The organism is Halogranum roseipondis (genome assembly GCF_059695585.1).
Genome location: NZ_CM185235.1, coordinates 3,431,552 through 3,450,435 on the forward strand (window position 1 = coordinate 3,431,552; position 18,884 = coordinate 3,450,435).

Genomic DNA, 18,884 nt, shown 5'->3' on the forward strand with positions numbered 1-18,884 from the left:
AGCCGCAACGGCGTGTTCGTCGGTCGTGGCGGGGCCGAGAGAGGGAGAGAGAAGAGAAAGAGAGTGTAGCGACGAGACGGTCGACCCGGTCTACCGGAACCCCATCGCTTCGATCTGTTCCTGATAGCGGTTGCGGATGGTGACCTCGGTGACCTGCGCGACGTCGGCGACCTCGCGTTGGGTCTTCTTCTCGTTGCAGAGCAGCGAAGCGGCGTAGATGGCGGCGGCGGCGAACCCCGTCGGCGACTTCCCCGACAGTAGCCCCTTCTCCGCGGAGACGTCGATGATCTCCGTCGCCTTCGCCTGCACCTCCTCGGAGAGTTCGAGCGCGGAGGCGAACCGCGGGACGAACTGTTTGGGGTCGACGGGTTTGAGTTCGAGCCCGAGTTCCTGGGAGATGTAGCGATACGTGCGACCGATCTCCTTCTGCGGGACGCGCGACACCTCGGCGACTTCGTCGAGGCTCCGCGGGATTCCCTCCTGTCGACAGGCGGCGTAGAGCGCGCTCGTAGCGACGCCCTCGATGGAGCGTCCGCGGATGAGGTCCTCGTTGAGCGCGCGGCGATAGATGACCGAGGCGACCTCTCGCACGGAGCGTGGTACGCCCAGCGCGGAGGCCATGCGGTCGATTTCGCTGAGCGCGAACTGGAGGTTGCGCTCGCCGGCGTCCTTCGTGCGAATGCGCTCCTGCCACTTTCGCAACCGGTGCATCTGCGAGCGTTTCTCCGAGGAGAGCGACCGTCCGTAGGCGTCTTTGTCCTTCCAGTCGATGGTCGTCGTCAACCCGCGGTCGTGCATCGTCTCGGTGATGGGAGCGCCCACGCGTGACTTCGACTGCCGTTCGGAGTGGTTGAACGCCCGCCACTCCGGTCCCCGATCGATCGACTGCTCGTCGATGACCAACCCGCAGTCGTTACAGACGAGTTCCCCCTGGTTGGCGTCCGTGATGATGTCAGTCGAATCGCACTCCGGACAACGTACGGTCTCGTCCGTTTCCTGTTCGACCTCTTGCGCTTGCTGACGCTGACGAGTTGGACGCTCCATTATAAGGTTTGTGGACGAGAGCGAATTTAAACCTTTGTACCACTCGGCTCTGATACACGTCTTTCCCGGATTTTTTTGCCGATAAGTCGGTCCAAGAATAGATATCTGTCGATGTCTGACTCGGGGTTTATATACCGTGCGTCCGAATGATTCCGAACGATGGTTCGCGCGCGTCTCCTCCTCTGTCTCACACTTCTCGTCGTCACGGCCGGTTGTGCCTCCCCGACGACCACCGATCCGTCGACGACCGACCCGTCGACGACCGACCCGTCGACCGCGACGTCGGCTGCGTCACCAGTTACTGAGACCACGGTCGGAGAGACCGGGTCGCCGGTGCCGTCGACTCGCCCAGTCGTCACTGCCACCGTCGTCGACGTCGTCGACGGCGACACGATCAAGGTACAGTTCGAGGACGGCACGCGCGATACGGTCCGTCTGCTCGGCGTCGACACGCCGGAGGTGTATTCCGAGAACGCGCCCGACGAGTTCGAGGGGGTTCCCGACACCGACGCCGGGCGAGAGTGTCTCGGTGGGTACGGCGAGCGCGCGAGCGAGTTCGCGACCGACCGACTGGCCGGCGAGACCGTCCGCCTCGGTTTCGACGAGAACGAGGGGCGACGCGGCTACTACGACCGGCTGCTCGCCTACGTCTATCTCGACGGCGAGCAGTTCAACTACCGTCTCGTCGCCGAGGGCTACGCCCGGATGTACGACAGCGACTTCGTCGAACGCGACCGGTACGCCGCCGCCGAGCAGAGAGCACAGGAGGCGAACCGTGGACTCTGGAACTGTGCGACGGCCGTTGCCGACGGCGGGACCGTCACGACCGCGAGCGGCGGCGAGACGGCCGACTTCGGTGACGCCCCGCTCGACGTCGCCGTCCACGCCGACGCCGACGGTCCGGACGGCGACAACCTGAACGACGAGTACGTCGTGCTGCGGAACACCGGATCGACGACGCTCGATCTCGGTGGGTGGACCGTCGCCGACGCGGCCGACCACGTCTACACCGTCCCGGACGGGACGACGGTCGCACCCGACGAGTCGGTGACGATTCACACCGGCGAGGGAAGCGACACGGCTGGAGAACTCTACTGGGGACGAGCGTCGCCCGTGTGGAACAACGACGGCGACACGGTGACCGTTCGCGACGGAGACGGATCCGTCGTGACGACCGAGACCTACGGCTAGGGGCTGTGTGCGCTACGCTCGAAAGGGGGGAGGGGAGCGTGTGACTCCCCTGTCGTGATATGCTGTGAGTTCACATTAGTCGCTAGCATTATTCACGTTATTTTTACTCGGTAATGATACGTTTCTCTCCGAGATATAACTCATGGACATTCACAAACACTTTTGTATAACCCCGAAATATGTGTGAGTAGCATGAGCACGACCCACTCTCCGAACGTCGAACGGGCGGTCTCGGCGTGTCGGCCGGCGGACGTCACCTCGGTGCGACTGGACGCGACGGCGCTGGAGTCGACGGCGCCGTCGTACCTGCGCGATCTGAAGGCCGAACTCGCCGACGAGGGGTATCAGCCGGCGACGCTGGCCGTCACGGCCTGCTTCGAGGAGGACTGCTCGCTCGCGACGCAGACGGAGGTCGACCACCTCCGCGAGTACGTTCGCGCCGCCGCATTCCTCGGTGCGAGTCGTCTCGCCGTCGACGTCGACACCGTCGCCGCCCCCGAGAAGGTACGTCCGGCGCTCAAGGCGCTCGCCGAACGCGCCGACCGGGAGGGCGTCCGACTCACACTGACGGACGACGACGACCGCTCGCTCTCCCGCTGATGGCGACGAAATCCGCGCTCGAGGCACAGCTGTCGGTCGTCGCCGGCTTCGAGAACCCGCAGGTCGCACTCGAACAGTATCCGACGCCGCCGGAGCTCGCCGCCCACGTCGTCCACGTCGCTGACCTCCAGGGGGACGTCGAGGGTCGGACCGTCGTCGACCTCGGCACCGGAACGGGGATGCTCGCGCTCGGTGCGGCGCTCCGCGGCCCCGCCCGCGTCGTCGGCGTCGAACTCGACCGCGCGGCGCTCGAGACGGCCCGCCAGAACGAGAAGCGGGTCGGGACGGCGGCTCCGATCCACTGGCTACAGGCCGACGCCACGCGCGCACCGCTCTGTCTCGGCGACCCCGTCACCGTCGTGATGAACCCGCCGTTCGGCGCGCAGGACGGCCACGAGGGGGCCGACCGGGCGTTTCTCGTCACCGCCGCCGCCGTCGCCGACGTCTCGTACTCCGTCCACAACGCCGGGAGTCGGGAGTTCGTCGAGGCGTTCGCCGCCGACAACGGCGGCGACGTCACTCACGCGTTCCGGGCGACGTTCGCGCTCGACCGGCAGTTCGACTTCCACGAGACCGACCGTCGGGAGATCGACACCGAGGTCTACCGGATCGACTGGACCTAGTTGTAGGTCTCCTTGGTCGCCACGCGAACCGTCGTCCCCGACTCGGTCCGAGCCATCAGCTTCTCTCCTTGGTTCGTGAACTCGACGTTCGCGAGCGTCACCGACTCGTTCGTCGCCGGGAGCCGACCGCGCGTCGTCCCGTTCCCGCTCTCGACGAGGAGGGTGTAGCCCTCGTCGTCGGCCGCGAGCGAGACGTTCCGTCCGGCGAGCACCGGTTCGGCCCGCCTCGACTCCGAGGCGAAGACGGTCGTCTGCTCGCCGTCGACGCCGAGGCTGACGCGGTAGACCGACCCGTTGCCGGCAACCTCCCACCCCTCGCGAGTGGCGACGACGGTCTCGCGCCACCCGAGTCCGCCGACGCGGACGGGGACGGTTCCGTCGAACGCGAGTCGCGACTTCGGGACGGCGGTGATCCAGATGTTGCGGTCGGCGCTCCGGACGATGACGCCCGAGGTGTTGACGGTCGTCGTCTCGCCGAACGCCTCGACGTCGGCGACGGCGACCATCCGGTTCTGGACGTTCTCGGCGTAGGTGACGTCGTAGTCGCGGACCGTGACGGGTTGCTCCGAGCGGTCGTCGTCCGCGACGGTGAGGAGGTTGACGCCGGCTCCCGGTCCCGCCAACGACGCCGTGACGAGAAGGAGGACGACGAACGCTACCTGTCGCCGCGAGAGCCGCGAGACCGACCCGCGAAGCGAGTTCGCTCGTCCGGCACCGGCGGCGTCCCAGCGGGCGAACGGACCGTCGCCCGCGCGGACGGCGAGCGTGACGAGCGTCGCCAAGAGGACGACGAGCGCCAGCCCGCCGGCGCGGTAGAGCACGAACTCGCCGTTGCCGCGGAACCAGTAGACGGCCCACAACGACTGCGAGACCGAGAAGAGCAGCACGCCGGTCCAGAGGCGGAGCGCCGACGGGTGGTCGTCGCGACGGCGCTCCGAGAGCCACAGCGCGACGACCACGCCGAGGAGGAACCCGAGCGCGTGTCCCTGCAGCGCGATGTCGGCGAACCACGGCGTCGAGAACACCTCCTGGCTCGACACGCGGGAGACGGGACGGAGGAACGCGCCGTAGGTGAGCCGGAGCACCTCCCCGGCGACGAGCGCCAGCACGGTGCCCAGCGGGTAGTAGACGAGCGCGAACCCGGCGAACGCGAAGACGACCCCGGAGAAGCCGACGACCGGACCCAGTCCGAAGAACGAGGTCGCGAGTCCGACGAGAACGACCGCGGCGGGAAAGAGGACGAACGCACGGACGTAGGGGTTCGTCCGCCACGACGAGAACGACGACTCGCCGCGTTCACGGGGGAAGTGGCCCCACGCGTACTCGACGAGCGGCGCGAACGTGAGTGTGCCGACGAGGTTGCCGACGAGGTGGCCCGGTCCGGAGTGCGAGAACGGCGCGGTCACCATCCCGAGTAGGTAGGTGTAGGACCACGCGGTGAACGGGATCACCGTCGGCGCGTACCAGTGGTCGAGTCCGCCCTGTACGAAGAGGTAGACCGCGAGAACGAGACCGCTGCTGACGACCGTTCCCCACGGGACACCAGCGACGAACCGCGAGCGGAGCCGTCGCTCCCAGTGTCCCGCCGGCCGGTCGAGCCACCAGACGACGCCGGCTGACACGGCGAGCGCGACGACGACCGCCGCCTGTTGGACGGGAAGGCTCTCGAGAGTCGGGACCATAGCAGACACTACGGGTCACCGTTCTTGAACATCGCGATGTGAGAGAGACAGCGACGGCTCTCGACTGCCTCGTCGTGTCGCGCGGCGACTGTCGCCACCGACAAAGAACTCCGGACTACAGTTTGGACTCGGCGTCTTTGGCGAGTTCTTCCATCCGCTTGCCGACGCGGCCGGCGCTGGAGAACTCGTCGTCGCTCATCGCGCTGGCGAGCGCGTTGCCGAGCACGAAGACGGCGTGTTTGTGCTCGCTCTTGGATTTGTGGACGTGCGACGGGTCGACGCTGAGTTCCTCGTACGGTTCGAACAGCGAACTGTCGACGTTCTCCTGCGACCGGAAGTACTCCATGATCGTCACCATCTGCTCGTGTAGTTCAAGCAGGTCGTCTTTATGCATACGGAGCGATACGCACTTTGTCGTTTTAAGAATTGTTGCGTCCCTCTGCCATAGGGCAGAGACCGGTCGTGTGCAGTCGTCTCACGGGTCAGAAGACGTACTCGTCTTCGTGACCCATCATACCGTCGTCTTCGAACCCCGGTTCGTTGTTGTCGTCCATGGGGCCGCTCGTCTTGTACGCCTTCATCCCGGTCGACAGGAGGTCTTCGATGGCTTCCTCGCGGTTCAAGAACTCGCCTTGTTCGACCATCTGGGCGATCTGCATCTCGAGATGTTCGGGGATGTTTAACTCTACTTTCGGCATCTGAACGTCCGACGCTTTGGATAGGGCGTATTTATAATTGACGGGCGGCGTCCCCTGTGAGTGGTCGTCACGGGAAAGAATGTTTTTGCCTGGCAAACCTGAGTTCACGAAGCGGTTACACAGGATACAGGATAGAAAAACTCGGGGGAAGTCGTTAACCATAGGTAAACTGGGACCCAGGCTCCGATATGGCCGAGAACGTCACCGACGTCTATCGGGAGTTCGGTGGAGACAGACTGCCGCCGGGACAACGAAAGACGGACCGATTCCCCGTGCTGTCGAAGAGCGGAACCCCGTCGTGGGACCGCGAGACGTGGCGCTTCGAGGTGTGGGGCGCAGTCGACGACCGACTGGAACTGACGTTCGAGGAGTTCACCGACCTGCCGAGCGAGACGCAGGTGCAGGACTTCCACTGCGTCACCGGCTGGAGCAAGTTCGACTGCGAGTTCACGGGCGTCTCGTTTCCGACGCTCGCCGAGGCTGCCGGTGTCACCGACGAGGCAGAGCACGTCATGTTCCACGCGCTCGACGGCTACACCACCGACCTGACGCTCGAGGAGTGCATGCGCGACGACGTGCTGTTCGTCTACGAGTACGACGGCGAGCCGCTCCCGGCCGACCACGGCGGTCCGCTTCGCGTCGTCACCCCGCACAAGTACGCCTACAAGGGGGCGAAATGGGTCTCGGGCGTCGAGTTCCTCACCGACCACGAACTGGGGTACTGGGAGAAACGCGGCTACTCCGACACGGCGAACCCGTGGGAGGAGGAGCGGTATAGTTAGGGTAAAGGGCACGCGGCCCTGACAGCTTTTTAATGGGAGCGCCGCAACGCGACCCGGCGACCGTCGGCGAAGGGCTGGTCAGTCGGGCCGTGCAGATTCAGACGCCGCCGTTCCGAGCAGTTCTCGGCGATGCGATCGCCCCTCGGACGGTCTGGAGCGCACCCGGCGAGGCCACCGTCGTCGGCAGCGAGACGGCAGCGACGCTCACCGCCGAGGGACCCGACCGGTTCCGTCGTATCCGCGACCGTGCGGAGCGACTGTTCGAGACGGGGAACGTCCACGCCGGCACCGAGGCGGCCTGTCCGCGACTGTTCGGCGGGTTCGCCTTCCACGACGACGGAGCCGAACGCCCCCCGTGGACCGACTTCCCCGGCGCACGGTTCGTCCTCCCCCGGGTGCAGGTGACCTACGCCGACAACGGGACGTGGCTCACCGTCAACGCCGTCGGCCCCGACGCCACCCCTGAGGCGGTCGAAGCGCGTCTCGAACAGGAACGCGAACGCCTCGCGAACCTCCCGGACCCCGGTCCCGTCGCGGACCCGCCGGGCGTCGTCGACCGCACGCGAACGACGGAGCTCGACGACTGGCGCGCCAGCGTCGAGGCCGCCGTCGACCGTATCCGCTCGGGTGAACTCCAGAAGGTCGTGCTCGCACAGGCGCTGGAGTGCTCGCTGTCGGCCGACCTCTCGGTGCCAGACATCCTCGATCGCCTCGCCGAGAAGTACCCCGACTGCCACCGCTTCCTCGTCGAACCCGCCTCGGGCGCGGCGAGTTTCTTCGGGGCGACGCCCGAACGACTCGTCACCCGTCGCGGCCGAACCGTCGAGACGGGCGCACTCGCCGGCACGACCGGCCGCGGCGAGACCCCCGCCGAAGACGAGTGGCTCGCCGAGGAGCTGATGGACTCCGAGAAGAACGTCCACGAACACGAACTCGTCGCCGACGCCATCCGCGACCAACTCGCCCCGTTCGCCGCCTCCATGTCGACGGGGAAGCGCACGGTCCGTCGACTGGCGACGGTCCAACATCTCTGGACCCCGATCACCGCCGAGCTCGCCGGCGACTATCACGTCTTGGACCTCGTGGAGGCGCTCCACCCGACGCCCGCCGTCGGCGGCCTCCCGCCCGAGAAGGCGCTCGACACGATCAGCGACACCGAACCGTTCGACCGCGGCTGGTACGCCGCCCCCGTCGGCTGGATCGACGCCGCCGGCAACGGCTCGTTCGCCGTTGCACTCCGCTCTGCAGTCTCGACGAGTGACGTCGCGACGCTCTTTGCGGGCGTGGGTATCGTCGCCGACAGCGACCCGGACAGAGAGTGGGACGAAGTGCAGTTGAAGTACCGACCGATCCTGGACGAGCTGGAGGACTGAGTCGCCGCGTCCGGGCGGCGAGGGTTCAGAACCCTTGTTTGTACTCGCCGAACTCGTCGCGCAGGACGTTGCAGATCTCGCCGACCGTCGCGTAGGCCTTCACCGCGTCGACGATGTGCGGCAGGAGGTTCGCGTCGCCCTGTGCGGCGTCGCGGAGCGAGGCGAGTGCCGCGTCGACCGCCTCCGAGTCGCGTCGCTCGCGGACGGCTTCGACGCTCTCGATCTGCTTCTGCTCTTCTTCTTCGGCCACCTCCTCGATGTCCATCTCCTCCTCCTCGTCGACCTGGTACTTGTTGACGCCGACGATGATGCGCTCTTCCTCCTCGATCTCGCGCTGTCGGTCGAAGGCGACGTCCTGGATCTGCTTCTGGACCCACTGGTTCTCGATGGCCTCCAGCATCCCACCGCGCTCGTCGACCTCGTCGAGGATCTCGAACGCCTCCGCCTCGACCTCGTCGGTCAGCGACTCGACGTAGTAACTGCCGGCCAGCGGGTCGATGGTGTCGGCCGCGCCGGACTCGTGCGCCAGGATCTGTTGGGTGCGCAGCGCCGTGCGGACGGACTGCTCCGTCGGCAGCGACAGCGCCTCGTCTTTCCCGTTGGTGTGGAGACTCTGGGTCCCGCCGAGCACCGCCGCCAGCGCCTGGTAGCCGACGCGGACGACGTTGTTCTCGACTTGCTGCGCCGTCAGCGTCGACCCGCCGGTCTGGGTGTGGAACTTCAACTGCTTCGACTTCGGGTTCTCCGCGCCGAAGCGCTCCTCCATGATCTTCGCCCACATCCGTCGGGCGGCGCGGAACTTGGCGACCTCCTCTAAGATGTTGTTGTGGGCGTTGAAGAAGAAGGAGAGCTGCGGGGCGAACTCGTCGACGTCGAGACCCGCGTCGATGGCCGCCTCGACGTACTGGATGCCGTTACCGAGCGTGAACGCGATCTCTTGTGCTGCCGTCGACCCGGCCTCGCGGATGTGGTAGCCCGAGATGGAGATGGTGTTGAACTTCGGCGTCTCCTGTGCGCAGTACTCGAAGATGTCCGTGATGATGCGCATCGACTCCTCGGGCGGATAGATGTAGGTGTTGCGGGCGACGTACTCCTTCAGCACGTCGTTCTGGATGGTGCCGCGGAGTTGGTCGCGGTCGACGCCCTGCTTGTCGCCGACGGCGATGTACATCGCGAGCAGGACGGAGGCGGGCGCGTTGATCGTCATGCTCGTCGACACCTCGTCCAGCGGGATGCCCTCGAAGACCTGTTCCATGTCCTCTAGCGTGTCGATGGCGACGCCCGATTTCCCGACCTCGCCGGCGGCCATCGCGGCGTCGGAGTCGTACCCCATCTGCGTCGGCAGGTCGAACGCCATCGACAGCCCGGTCTGTCCCTGATCGAGCAGGTAGAGGTACCGCTCGTTCGTCTCCGCGGCGGTGCCCATCCCGGCGTACTGTCGCATCGTCCACAGCCGCCCGCGGTGCATCGTCGGGTAGACGCCGCGCGTGTACGGTTCCTCGCCGGGGAAGCCGACGTCCTCGAGGTAGTCCTGATCGGCGACGTCGTCTGGTGTGTACAGTCGGTCGACGTCCTGACCGCCGGTGTCGGTCGTGAACTGCTCTTCGCGCTCCCCGAACCGCTCCAAAGTGGGGTCGAGCGTCTCTTCTTCCCACTCCTCTTTCGCGGAACGAATCCGTTCCAGGTCGTCGGAGTCGAACATTGTCGAAGATGAGGATTGGGCGCTACTTAACTGTTGGATGACGGCGACGTGACTGATTCACTCGAGGTGAGATTCCGAGTCGAGACCGACGTAGTAATGGGGTTCCCGTTCGTTCCGTTCGGTGATGAGTCGTTCCCGCCGACGGTTCCTCGAACTCGCTGGCGTCGGAACGGGACTCGTCGTCGCCGGCTGTACCAGTTCGACCGACGGGTCGACCGAGACGGCGACGTCCCCGACTACCGACGCGACGACCCAGCGACCCGAGGAGACGGAGACGAACACCCCCGAATCCGAGCCAACCATGAGCACAGTCTTTCACTTCGCGAGCGACGTCGACGAACAGAATCACGCGGTTGCAAACGTGGCGAACCTGCTGGCGGACGAGTCGACCGACGTCGAGAACGTGGTCCTCGTCGCCAACGGGAGAGGGATCAAGCTGCTGACCGAGTCGGAGTCGGAGGAGGTCGACCGGGTCCGAGAACTGCTCGACGAGGGCGTCTCCTTCCGCGCCTGCGAGAACTCGATGGAGGCGCTCGACGTCGACGAGTCGGAGCTCATCGACGGCGTCGAAACCGTCCCCGCGGGCGTCGGCGAACTCACGAAACTGCAGGTCCGCGACAACTACGCCTACATCGAGACGCCCTGAGACCGACTCCTTTCGACTGACACCGTCCCCCGAGTCGACCCGTCGTCCGCGACCCAGTCGGTGTCACCGGCTGACGGACATTGAAGAGCGAGCGTCACGACCACCCGACTATGTCTGTCCTTCCAGACGACCTCGCACGGTTCGTCCGCGCCACCGGCCCCGCCCACGACGAGATCCAGGCGGCGATGGCCGACCACGCCGACGAACGGGGGTTCCCCATCGTCGGCCCCGAAGTCGGCGGCACGCTCCGACTCCTCGCACGTCTCACCGACGCGCGTCGCGTCTTCGAGTTCGGGTCGGGGTTCGGCTACTCGGCGTACTGGTTCCTGCGCGGGATGGACGTCGGCGAGGTCGTGCTCACCGAGGTCGACGCCGACGAGCTGGCGATGGCCCGCGAGTTCTTCGAGCGCGCCGGCGTCGTCGACCGCGCGTCGTTCGAGGAGGGCGACGCCATCGACGTCGTCGACGGCTACGACGGCCCGTTCGACATCGTGCTCGTCGACAACGAGAAACACCGGTACGTCGAGGCGTTCGAAGCGGTCCGCGAGAAGATGCCCGTCGGTGGCGTCGTCGTCGCTGACAACGTGATGGCGGGTCCCGTCGACTTCGAGTCGCTCCTCGCCCACGTCGACGGCGACGGGCTGGGTGACGCCGACGACGCCACCCGCGGTATCGCCGACTACCTCGACACCGTCCGCAGCGACGAAGCGTTCGAGACAGTGACGCTGCCGCTCGGCGAAGGAATCGCGGTGAGCACGCGCGTCCAGTAGTCGGGTTTGCTTGTATATACAGCAACCAGGCATTTACGTTAGCCGGCAGGAAGTAACATTGTCTTAGTTCGATGGACGCGACCCCCGACAGAAGGGGCTGTCATCGACGCATATTATGAGCAACAGCATACGCGATAGCTACGCTTCGGTCGTACAGAATTTAGGGATCTCCGAGTTCTTCCGGAAGTACGGGCTCGCCTTCGTGATGGTCGCCAGTTACTTCGGGTCCGGGTCGGTCTTCATCGCCAGCTCCGCCGGGGTGCGGTACGGCTACGGCCTGCTGTGGGCCGTCGTCGGCGCCGTGCTCCTCGGATTCATGGCACAGGACATGAGCGCCCGACTCGGTATCTTCGGCGAACCGCTGATGGTGTTCGCCAGACGGAAGTTGGGGAGACCGTTGGCGACTGCAGTCGCGGTGCTCCTCTCGGTCGGCTGTGTCGCCTGGACGCTCGAACTGACCGCCGCCGTCGGGAAGGGCATCTCCGTCCTCGCGAACGGCGCGGTGGGCTGGCAGCCGCTGGCGTTCGTCGTCGGCGGGGCCGCCATCGTCGTCGGCATCCTCGACTACGGATGGGTCGAGCGGGTGATGACCGGGATGATGCTCGGACTGCTCGTCGCCTACGTCATCGTCGCGGGAGCGGCGTCGCCGTCGCTGTCGTCGGTCGCCACCGGGTTCGTCCCGAACGTCCCCGACGTAGGTGCGATAACGCTCGCAGCCGGTATCCTCGGTACGACCGCGCTCTGGCCCAACTTCTTCCTCGAGTCGAACCTCGTCGGACAGAAGGGGTGGGACGACGAGTCGGACGTCTCGTCGATGCGAACCGACCTCGGTATCGGCTACGCCGTCGGTGGGCTGACGACTATCGCCATCGTCGTCGTCGCCGCCGCAGTGCTCCGTCCGGCGGGGGTCACGGAACTGGCGACGTTCCTCACGCCCGGTGAGGCGCTCGCCACGGTGCTCGGCGACTGGGCGATGGTCGCGTTCATCGTCGGTGCCGTCGCCGCCGCGTTCAACAGCATCATCCCCATCATGTGGGCACCCGCGTACATGATTCCGCAGGCGTACGGGATGGAGGTCACCGCCAACGACCGCGCGTTCAAGATCATCTACGCCGGACTGACCGCGCTCGGCAGTCTCTCGCCGCTCGTCCATCTGACGCTGGGTCTGAGCGTCGTCGACATGATCATCCTCTTCCCGGCCTACAACGGTGTGGTCGGGCTCCCCATCACGGCCGCACTGCTGCTGTGGGCCGTCAACGACAGCGACACGATGGGGAAGTACAAGAACGGCTTGAAACTCAACGTCGCAAACAGCCTCCTCCTGATACTGGCCGTCTATCTGGCCTACTCGTCGGCCGAGGGCGTCTTCTCGGCTATCTTCTCGGGGAGCTTTTAGCGACCACTCGTTTTCCTTTGAGACGATGATACTCGGATTCAGTGCCGGTCTCGCGGCCGTCCTCGTCGTCGTGGCGTTTCTCTCTGGTATCGGCATCACGGCGGTCGGTCCGGGCGGTATCTTCCTCACCGTGGCCCTGTTCGCGCTCACGTCGGTCACGCCGGCGACGGTCGTCGGCACCGCCAGCGCGACGTTCGTCGCCACCGGTCTGCTCGGGACGTTGACCTACGTCCGTTCGGGCGAACTCTCGTCGTCGAGCGGCTGGCGACTGGCGACCGTCCTCTCGGTGACCGGGATCGTCGGCGCGCTGCTCGGCGTCCGGCTGAACGGCATCCTGCCGACGGAGCTGTTCGGCGTGCTCCTCGGCGTCTTCGTCTCGGCGACCGGCGTCCTCATCTGGTGGCGGACGCGGACGACCGCCGAGGCGACGCTCGACCCGACGACCGTCCGCGGCGCGGCCGTGGCGAGCGTCCTCGGTCTGTTCGTCGGCACCGCCGGCGGACTGCTCGGCGTCGGCGGTCCCGTCCTCACCGTCCCGCTGCTCGTCGCCACCGGCATCCCACTGTTGGCGGCGCTCGGCGCGGCACAGGTGCAGTCGGTGTTCATCGCCGGCTTCGCCACCGCCGGTTACTTCGTGCAGGACGCCATCTCGCTCGAACTCGCCGTGTTGGTGGGCGTCCCCGAACTCGTCGGCGTCGTCGTCGGCTGGCGCGTCGCTCACATGGTCGACGAGACGCGACTGAAGCGGGTGTTGGCGGTCGTCCTCGTCGTCGTCGGCCCCTATCTCGCGCTCTCGGGGTAGGAGTCACCGGTCCAGTCGGTCTTCCAACCCGCCGCTGTAGCCGAGCATTCCCTTGCCGCGCTGCGAGAGGGCTCTCCCGATGAGCAGGAACAGGACTGTCACGCCGGCGCTGGCTGCGACCTCCAGTGCGCCCGCACCGCCGGACGACTGCACCACCGACCAGAGGAGCGTGAGAGCGTACAGACCGGTCGCTACCGCGGCCAGATAGAACGCGAGTCCGAAGAAAGCGAGAACAGTTCGGATAGGGCCCATCGTCCTGACTCGTCGGCGAGGTCGGGAAACGTTTGTGGCCAGTCGTCTACTCCGGTCGTCTGCGTCCGCCGTCGAGCGGGGTGACGACCGTCGACTACCCCTCGAACCCGTCCTCGAAGACGAACCGTCCGTCGCGCTGGACGATCTCGCCGTCGAGTTCGATGAACGAGTCTTCGCTCATGTCGACGATCATGTCGGTGTGGACGGCGCTGTCGTTGCCCTCCTTCCCCTCGGGGACGTTCTCGTCGATGGCGCGACCGATCGCCATGTGGACCGTGTCGCCCATCTTCTCGTCGAAGAGCATGTTCTTCGTGAACGCGTCGATGCCGCGGTTCATCCCGATGCCGAGTTCGCCGAGGCGACGCGCCCCCTCGTCGGTGTCGAGCATCGACGTCAACAGGTCTTCGTTTCGGTCGGCGCTGTGTTCGACGACCTCGCCGCCCTCGAAGACGAGGCGGACGTTCTCGACCTCGCGGCCGCGGGTGACGAGCGGCATGTCGAACAGCACCTCTCCCTCGACGCTCTCGGGGTTCGGCGCGGTGAACACCTCGCCCGCGGGCATGTTGTGTTTCCCGTGGTCGTTGGCTGCACGCATCCCCTCGACGCTCATCCGGACGTCCGTCGTGTCGCCGCTGACGATGTGTACCTCCGACGCCTCGTCGAGCATCTCCGTGAACTGCGCCTGATGTTCGTACTGCTCCTGCCAGTCGCGGTCGATGGCGTTCCAGACGAACTCCTCGTAGGCGTCGGTGGACATCTCCGCGGCCTGCGCGTCGGCCTCGGTCGGGAACTGGGTGATGACCCAGCGCTTCTGGTGGAGAAGGTCGCTGGACTCTTTGTTCGCCTGCTGGTGTTTCGACAGCTTCGCCGGGTCGACGTCGCTGAACTCGAAGCTGTTGCGGTTCGCGCGGACGTTGACGAACGCGTCTGCCGCTTCGACAGTCGCCCGGAACACCGACGACTCCTCGATGTCTTCCGGGTCGAGCGCGTTCATGTAGGCTCGGTGGGCACGCGACGAACGGAACTTGTACGTCGTATGCGCCCCACGCTCGCCGAGTTTCTCTGCGAGTGCGACGACGAGCTCTTCGGCCTCCGGCGGTGCGGTGACGACGACCTCGTCGCCCCGCTCGGCCTCGATGCTGTAGTCGACCAGAACCTCCGCGTGTCGTTCGATTCGGGGATCCATACCGGGTGGACTCCACCCTCACAGTTCAGTCTTTTCAGAACTCTGTTTCTGTCGGACGTCTGTCAGCACGCGCGTCGAAAAGGGAGGGCCGAAGTCGGCGGGGCGATCTAGTTGTTCTGAACGAGTTCCAGTCCGAACGACTCGCTTTCCGGTTCGTCGTCCGGCGAGAGGTAGCCGAGTGCGAACGCGCTGTAGACCGCGCCCCCTTCGAGCGTCACGTCGACTGTGGTGACGACCTCGCCGTCGTTGTTCTCGGTGTCGCCACGGATCTCGAGGGTGTAGTCGCCGGCGGGGACCTCCGCCGTCCCGGTCTCGCCGAACGCGACGCCGTCGAAAACGACCGTCTCGCCGTCGCCGGCGGTGACGTCGACGGCAGGGGCGTCGGGCGAGGCGTGAACCAGCGTCACTCGGGCCGACTCCGAGGCGGGGTCGCTGAGGTCGTCCTCGACGACGAGCGGCTGGAACTCCGTGTCCTCGCTCGTCAGTTCGCCGATCGCGGCGACGGTGTACGCCCCCGCGCCGACCTCGACGTCGCCCTCGAAGGCGACCGTCTCCTCGTCGCCCGCGGCGGTGATGGTGACCGTCCGCGTCCCGGTCGGCACGTCGAGGTAGTCGCTCACCGTGCGGAACGGGACGTCCTCGAGGACGACGTCGCCGTCGACGTAGACGTCGACGTTCGGCGCGTCCGGCGAGGCGTGTGCCACTCGCACCATCCCGGTCTCGCCGTCCGGCGTCCCGGTCTCCGTCTCTGTCTCCTCGGGCGTCCCCGTCTCGGTGCCCATCGGCGTCTCCGTCTCGGTGCCCGCCGTGGTCTCAGTTGCGCCGTTGCCACCGTCGCCACCCGCACAACCGGCGAGTCCTCCGGCGAGAACGAGACCGCCAGCAGCCTTGAGTACATTTCGTCTTCGTGAGTTCATGTCGTCGCTTCGAGTGTAGTCACTCTGCGAATCTGAAGGTTTTCCCAAATTCGGCCCGAAACAATTCTGAATATCGTAACTAACTGTGTGGAAAAGTACACCGTCTCCAGAGAGATACAGTCTCGACGGAAGCGTTCCCTCGTCGACTGTCCGGAGCGAGTGAACGCTCACTCGATCGTTGGGGCGGAGTTCGGAGAACGGAGGCGGGTCGTCGGCGACGCGCGTGTCCGCGCTCTGCTGATCACTCGACGTGCGGTTTCGGCATCAGCGTCTCGAACGGCTGGGCGTCGACCCACTCCAGTAGCTGCACGAGTTGGGCCGTCGCCGCCTCGAACAGCCGCTCGCCCTTCTCGGCCGACGCGTCCCGCTGGTCGCCGAGGACGCCGTTGTCGGTGTTGTCGATGGCGTCGTAGAACGTGCTCGCGCCGTGGCGGATGGTGTCGACGTCTTCGGGGAACCGCCGACACCCCCCCGTCGCGGCGTCCTCGATGCGGTCCTCGCGGACGTGTTCGCGGTCGAGATGCAGCAGCATCGACGTCTCCTTCGGCCCGCCGTGGGGGCCGGGCGTCTCGAACAGCTCCTCGACGAGTTCCGGGATCGACTCGTCCCACATCCACTCGACGCAGTACGCCTCGCGGTCGTCGCGGAGGCGGCGTCCGACCTCGCGGAGATGTTGGACGTTGCCGCCGTGGGCGTTGACGTAGACGACCCGGTCGACCCCGTGGTACGTCAGATTTCGCGTGAGCGACTCGACGTAGTCACGGAACTGCGGCGCGTCCACCCACATCGTCCCGTGGAACTGTCGGTGGTGCGGACTGACGCCGACGTCGACCGTCGGCGTACAGAGGAACCCGGTCCGGTCGGCGGCCTCCCGCGCCAGCGACTCGGCGATGACGTGGTCGGTCGAGAGCGGCAGATGCGGTCCGTGCTGTTCGGTCGACCCCAGCGGGACGACGGCGACGGACTCCTCGGCGACGTAGTCCCCTAACTCGGGCCACGTCTGGTCTGCGAGATACATACGGTCGAACCACAGCGCGAACCCACATGAAGGTGGGTCAGTCCGACAGGTTCGCCGGGTTCGTCGTCGCGTTCGACGCGCCTGCGGCTCTCGGACCGCTCCGTGCGCGGTCGACGAGCAGTCCGAGTGCGACGGCGTGCAGCGTCCCGGCGACGGTCGTACTCAGCACGGGGCCGACCACGGGGACGAGCGCCGCGATCGAGTAGACGAGTCCGAGCGCCACGAGGAGACCGAACACCGACCAGCCGACACCCGCCACGAGCGCCCAACTCCGCCGCGCGGCGGTCCGAAACCCGTCGCCCCGGATCAGGAGCGCCGGGAGAGCGAACAGGCGGACGCTCACGTAGTACGCCGGGACGAGCAGCACCAGACCGACGACGGCGCTCGCGCCGGAGAAGTTCACCGACGGCACCGCCGCGAGCGCGACGACGAACGCGCCGTACCGGGCGACGCTGCCGACCGACAGCGACACGTCGGCGACCCGAGCGACGACGACTGCGCCGGCGACGACCACCGCGAGCACGGAGAGCAGTTCGAGGCCGACGACCCACGCGAGATACTGCAGCTTCAGGTCGACCAGCGCGTCGAGCGCCGTCGTCGTCCGCGACGTCCCCGTCGGGTACAGCGACGCGCTGACGGTGAACCCCTCCGAGAGCGAGTAGGGGGTGACCTCCACGGGGACCGGGTCGCGGACGCGGAGGAAGTCGACGCCCGCCAGCACGAGACCGGCGACGAGGAAGGGGACGACGAGTACGGGCGAGTGCCTCGCCTGCCGGACCGCGTCGCCGAGGAGTCCCGTCGCGGTGAGTCGCCGGTCGCGCGGCGTGGCCGGCGACTGGGCCTCGACGTCGGCCGTGCCGTCGTCGTCGGCCGCGCTCATCGCCCCGCCTCCAGCGCGTAGACCGACCGGTAGCCGCCGACGAGGAACAGCACGCCGTCGCTCACCGCCGGCGTGCCGACGCCGTACTCCGCCTCGAAGCGCCAGTAGACGTCGCCGGTGTCGGCGTCGACCGCCACGAGTTCGTCGTAGCCGCGTGCAGAGACGTAGACGACGCCGTCGGCGACGACTGGGATCGTCTCGCCGGCGACGTTCGATGTCCGCCACCGCTCCTCGCCGGTCGCCAGGTCGACCGCGTGGACGAACCGCTCGTCGGTGTTGGAGGTGACGAAGACCGTCCCCTCGGCGACGGCGACGGCCCCGTCGGTGACGTTGCCGCCGTGGTCGTACCGCCACCGTTCGCTCCCGTCTTCGGGGTCGAGCGCCGTCACGCCGGTTCTGTCGGGGACGAGAACCCCCTCGGCCGTCGCCGTCGGCGGGAGGACGTTTTGCTCTTTCAGTTCGCTACGCCACAGCCGCTCGCCCGTCGCCGCGTCGTAGGCGGCGGCGCTGTTGGGCCAGTAGCTGACGTAGACTGTCCCGTCGAAGACGGCCGGGCGGCCGGGTTGGCCGCCGCGGTCCTCTCTTCCGACCGCTGTCGACCATCGTTCCCGGCCGTTGCTCGGGTCGACGGCTGCGAGTCTGTCCGCCGAGGCGTCCGCGACGTAGACGACGCCGTCGACGGCGACGGGCGGCGAGGCGGTGGGCGGGCCGAACGTGGAGAACTCGGGTTCGTCGCCGCCCTGCCACCAGCGTTCGAAGCCGACTCGCCGACCGAGCAGCTCTCTGCCGCCTCGCGCGTTCAGGCCGACGTAGCCTCGCGACCCCGCGAGAACGAGCGTCTCCGAGGTGTACGCCTCGGCGGGTGCGACGGCGGGGCTCGACCGGTAGGCGCCTTCGTGGTGAAAGCGGACGTCGCCGCGTTCCGGGTCGAGTGCGGCCACGCCGCCACCGACGACGTACAGCGTGCCGTCGACGAGGATCGGCGAGGCGCGTCCGCCCCGGAAGTCGTCGAGTTCGACGCGCCACTTCTCGCGGACGGACTCGCCCGGTCCCGTCGCGTCCGGACCGTAGCCCGTGCCGGCGGGGTCGTAGCGTTCGAGCGGCCAGTCTGCGAGCGTCGACTCAGCGGTAGCTGACTGTGCGTCGCCGGTCGTCGCGAGCAACGAACTGGAGAGACCGCCGGCGACGACGGCCGACCCGACACCGAGGAGCGACCGGCGGGAGGGAGAGTCGAGGACCATGCCCCGGCTACAGAGCAACCGGACAAATAGCTGACGTCGCACGTCCGAGAGCCGCTGGTTCGTCACCCTTTTTGTACCGGC

20 protein-coding genes are annotated in these 18,884 nt (G+C 66.9%); 9 read left to right on the plus strand and 11 right to left on the minus strand.

Going from position 1 to position 18,884, the window contains the following annotated elements:
* Positions 1–90 precede the first annotated feature (90 nt).
* The gene (locus EOHIBHHM_RS17895; protein WP_497252992.1) at positions 91–1,044 is read right to left on the minus strand and encodes a transcription initiation factor IIB; all 954 of its coding nucleotides are present in this window, start codon (positions 1,042–1,044) and stop codon (positions 91–93) included.
* A gap of 159 nt (positions 1,045–1,203) precedes the next feature.
* Here EOHIBHHM_RS17895 and EOHIBHHM_RS17900 point away from each other — a divergent pair, with 159 nt between their 5' ends.
* The 3 genes from EOHIBHHM_RS17900 (at position 1,204) to EOHIBHHM_RS17910 (ending at position 3,458) form a co-directional block, all read left to right on the plus strand.
* Positions 1,204–2,235: a lamin tail domain-containing protein gene (locus EOHIBHHM_RS17900; protein WP_497252994.1), complete on the plus strand. Its 1,032-nt coding sequence runs from the start codon at positions 1,204–1,206 to the stop codon at positions 2,233–2,235.
* Between the two features lie 192 nt (positions 2,236–2,427).
* Positions 2,428–2,835 carry a DUF7961 family protein gene (locus EOHIBHHM_RS17905; RefSeq protein WP_497252996.1) on the plus strand — a complete coding sequence of 136 codons (408 nt, stop codon included), beginning with the start codon at positions 2,428–2,430 and terminating at the stop codon, positions 2,833–2,835.
* Positions 2,835–3,458: an METTL5 family protein gene (locus EOHIBHHM_RS17910; RefSeq protein WP_497252997.1), complete on the plus strand. Its 624-nt coding sequence runs from the start codon at positions 2,835–2,837 to the stop codon at positions 3,456–3,458. The genes EOHIBHHM_RS17905 and EOHIBHHM_RS17910 overlap by 1 nt, the downstream gene beginning before the upstream one ends.
* On the opposite strand, the gene EOHIBHHM_RS17915 is transcribed toward EOHIBHHM_RS17910, so the two are convergent.
* From EOHIBHHM_RS17915 to EOHIBHHM_RS17925, 3 genes are all read right to left on the minus strand, one after another.
* Positions 3,455–5,140, minus strand: coding sequence for a rhomboid family intramembrane serine protease (locus tag EOHIBHHM_RS17915; RefSeq protein WP_497252999.1), 1,686 nt, complete (start codon positions 5,138–5,140; stop codon positions 3,455–3,457). The genes EOHIBHHM_RS17910 and EOHIBHHM_RS17915 overlap by 4 nt on opposite strands.
* Positions 5,141–5,255: 115 nt before the next feature.
* The gene (locus EOHIBHHM_RS17920) at positions 5,256–5,534 is read right to left on the minus strand and encodes a UPF0058 family protein (protein ID WP_497253001.1); all 279 of its coding nucleotides are present in this window, start codon (positions 5,532–5,534) and stop codon (positions 5,256–5,258) included.
* 88 nt (positions 5,535–5,622) lie between these two features.
* On the minus strand, positions 5,623–5,838 hold the full coding sequence (locus EOHIBHHM_RS17925; RefSeq protein ID WP_089824245.1) for a DUF7120 family protein: 216 nt from the start codon (positions 5,836–5,838) through the stop codon (positions 5,623–5,625).
* 188 nt (positions 5,839–6,026) lie between these two features.
* Here EOHIBHHM_RS17925 and EOHIBHHM_RS17930 point away from each other — a divergent pair, with 188 nt between their 5' ends.
* Positions 6,027–6,620 (plus strand): sulfite oxidase-like oxidoreductase, encoded by a 594-nt coding sequence (locus EOHIBHHM_RS17930; protein WP_497253003.1) that lies wholly within the window; start codon positions 6,027–6,029, stop codon positions 6,618–6,620.
* A 32-nt stretch (positions 6,621–6,652) separates the two neighbouring features.
* Entirely contained in the window at positions 6,653–7,993 is a 1,341-nt protein-coding gene (locus tag EOHIBHHM_RS17935) for an isochorismate synthase (protein WP_497253005.1), read from the plus strand.
* Positions 7,994–8,018: 25 nt separating this feature from the next.
* Here EOHIBHHM_RS17935 and EOHIBHHM_RS17940 read toward each other — a convergent pair whose 3' ends face one another.
* Positions 8,019–9,695: an acyl-CoA mutase large subunit family protein gene (locus EOHIBHHM_RS17940; protein ID WP_497253007.1), complete on the minus strand. Its 1,677-nt coding sequence runs from the start codon at positions 9,693–9,695 to the stop codon at positions 8,019–8,021.
* A gap of 124 nt (positions 9,696–9,819) precedes the next feature.
* Between EOHIBHHM_RS17940 and EOHIBHHM_RS17945 the strand changes: the two genes are divergently transcribed.
* The 4 genes from EOHIBHHM_RS17945 (at position 9,820) to EOHIBHHM_RS17960 (ending at position 13,309) form a co-directional block, all read left to right on the plus strand.
* Positions 9,820–10,341, plus strand: coding sequence for a DsrE family protein (locus EOHIBHHM_RS17945; RefSeq protein WP_497253009.1), 522 nt, complete (start codon positions 9,820–9,822; stop codon positions 10,339–10,341).
* A 110-nt stretch (positions 10,342–10,451) separates the two neighbouring features.
* A complete protein-coding gene (locus EOHIBHHM_RS17950; protein ID WP_497253011.1) occupies positions 10,452–11,111 on the plus strand; it encodes an O-methyltransferase in 660 nt (219 codons plus the stop codon).
* A 115-nt stretch (positions 11,112–11,226) separates the two neighbouring features.
* Entirely contained in the window at positions 11,227–12,507 is a 1,281-nt protein-coding gene (locus EOHIBHHM_RS17955; RefSeq protein WP_497253013.1) for an Nramp family divalent metal transporter, read from the plus strand.
* Between the two features lie 25 nt (positions 12,508–12,532).
* On the plus strand, positions 12,533–13,309 hold the full coding sequence (locus EOHIBHHM_RS17960; RefSeq protein WP_497253015.1) for a sulfite exporter TauE/SafE family protein: 777 nt from the start codon (positions 12,533–12,535) through the stop codon (positions 13,307–13,309).
* A gap of 3 nt (positions 13,310–13,312) precedes the next feature.
* Here the strand turns inward: EOHIBHHM_RS17960 and EOHIBHHM_RS17965 are convergent, their stop codons facing one another.
* From EOHIBHHM_RS17965 to EOHIBHHM_RS17990, 6 genes are all read right to left on the minus strand, one after another.
* Complete coding sequence (locus tag EOHIBHHM_RS17965; protein WP_497253017.1) at positions 13,313–13,561, minus strand: hypothetical protein; 249 nt, start codon at positions 13,559–13,561, stop codon at positions 13,313–13,315.
* 94 nt (positions 13,562–13,655) lie between these two features.
* The gene (locus EOHIBHHM_RS17970; protein WP_497253019.1) at positions 13,656–14,747 is read right to left on the minus strand and encodes an aminopeptidase; all 1,092 of its coding nucleotides are present in this window, start codon (positions 14,745–14,747) and stop codon (positions 13,656–13,658) included.
* Between the two features lie 107 nt (positions 14,748–14,854).
* The gene (locus EOHIBHHM_RS17975; protein WP_497253021.1) at positions 14,855–15,664 is read right to left on the minus strand and encodes a DUF4397 domain-containing protein; all 810 of its coding nucleotides are present in this window, start codon (positions 15,662–15,664) and stop codon (positions 14,855–14,857) included.
* Between the two features lie 241 nt (positions 15,665–15,905).
* On the minus strand, positions 15,906–16,682 hold the full coding sequence (locus EOHIBHHM_RS17980) for a creatininase family protein (RefSeq protein WP_497253023.1): 777 nt from the start codon (positions 16,680–16,682) through the stop codon (positions 15,906–15,908).
* 37 nt (positions 16,683–16,719) lie between these two features.
* Entirely contained in the window at positions 16,720–17,562 is an 843-nt protein-coding gene (locus EOHIBHHM_RS17985; protein ID WP_497253025.1) for a hypothetical protein, read from the minus strand.
* Positions 17,559–18,803 carry an outer membrane protein assembly factor BamB family protein gene (locus EOHIBHHM_RS17990; RefSeq protein WP_497253027.1) on the minus strand — a complete coding sequence of 415 codons (1,245 nt, stop codon included), beginning with the start codon at positions 18,801–18,803 and terminating at the stop codon, positions 17,559–17,561. The genes EOHIBHHM_RS17985 and EOHIBHHM_RS17990 overlap by 4 nt, the downstream gene beginning before the upstream one ends.
* Positions 18,804–18,884: the final 81 nt, after the last annotated feature.

Coding starts and splice junctions, on each gene's coding strand:
- EOHIBHHM_RS17925 (WP_089824245.1), bottom strand. CDS start 5,838: ATGCCGAAAGTAGAGTTAAACATCCCCGAACATCTCGAGATGCAGATC.
- EOHIBHHM_RS17940 (WP_497253007.1), bottom strand. CDS start 9,695: ATGTTCGACTCCGACGACCTGGAACGGATTCGTTCCGCGAAAGAGGAG.
- EOHIBHHM_RS17975 (WP_497253021.1), bottom strand. CDS start 15,664: ATGAACTCACGAAGACGAAATGTACTCAAGGCTGCTGGCGGTCTCGTT.
- EOHIBHHM_RS17895 (WP_497252992.1), bottom strand. CDS start 1,044: ATGGAGCGTCCAACTCGTCAGCGTCAGCAAGCGCAAGAGGTCGAACAG.
- EOHIBHHM_RS17980 (WP_497253023.1), bottom strand. CDS start 16,682: ATGTATCTCGCAGACCAGACGTGGCCCGAGTTAGGGGACTACGTCGCC.
- EOHIBHHM_RS17920 (WP_497253001.1), bottom strand. CDS start 5,534: ATGCATAAAGACGACCTGCTTGAACTACACGAGCAGATGGTGACGATC.
- EOHIBHHM_RS17910 (WP_497252997.1), top strand. CDS start 2,835: ATGGCGACGAAATCCGCGCTCGAGGCACAGCTGTCGGTCGTCGCCGGC.
- EOHIBHHM_RS17965 (WP_497253017.1), bottom strand. CDS start 13,561: ATGGGCCCTATCCGAACTGTTCTCGCTTTCTTCGGACTCGCGTTCTAT.
- EOHIBHHM_RS17935 (WP_497253005.1), top strand. CDS start 6,653: ATGGGAGCGCCGCAACGCGACCCGGCGACCGTCGGCGAAGGGCTGGTC.
- EOHIBHHM_RS17945 (WP_497253009.1), top strand. CDS start 9,820: ATGAGTCGTTCCCGCCGACGGTTCCTCGAACTCGCTGGCGTCGGAACG.
- EOHIBHHM_RS17950 (WP_497253011.1), top strand. CDS start 10,452: ATGTCTGTCCTTCCAGACGACCTCGCACGGTTCGTCCGCGCCACCGGC.
- EOHIBHHM_RS17915 (WP_497252999.1), bottom strand. CDS start 5,140: ATGGTCCCGACTCTCGAGAGCCTTCCCGTCCAACAGGCGGCGGTCGTC.
- EOHIBHHM_RS17990 (WP_497253027.1), bottom strand. CDS start 18,803: ATGGTCCTCGACTCTCCCTCCCGCCGGTCGCTCCTCGGTGTCGGGTCG.
- EOHIBHHM_RS17955 (WP_497253013.1), top strand. CDS start 11,227: ATGAGCAACAGCATACGCGATAGCTACGCTTCGGTCGTACAGAATTTA.
- EOHIBHHM_RS17970 (WP_497253019.1), bottom strand. CDS start 14,747: ATGGATCCCCGAATCGAACGACACGCGGAGGTTCTGGTCGACTACAGC.
- EOHIBHHM_RS17930 (WP_497253003.1), top strand. CDS start 6,027: ATGGCCGAGAACGTCACCGACGTCTATCGGGAGTTCGGTGGAGACAGA.
- EOHIBHHM_RS17985 (WP_497253025.1), bottom strand. CDS start 17,562: ATGAGCGCGGCCGACGACGACGGCACGGCCGACGTCGAGGCCCAGTCG.
- EOHIBHHM_RS17960 (WP_497253015.1), top strand. CDS start 12,533: ATGATACTCGGATTCAGTGCCGGTCTCGCGGCCGTCCTCGTCGTCGTG.
- EOHIBHHM_RS17905 (WP_497252996.1), top strand. CDS start 2,428: ATGAGCACGACCCACTCTCCGAACGTCGAACGGGCGGTCTCGGCGTGT.
- EOHIBHHM_RS17900 (WP_497252994.1), top strand. CDS start 1,204: ATGGTTCGCGCGCGTCTCCTCCTCTGTCTCACACTTCTCGTCGTCACG.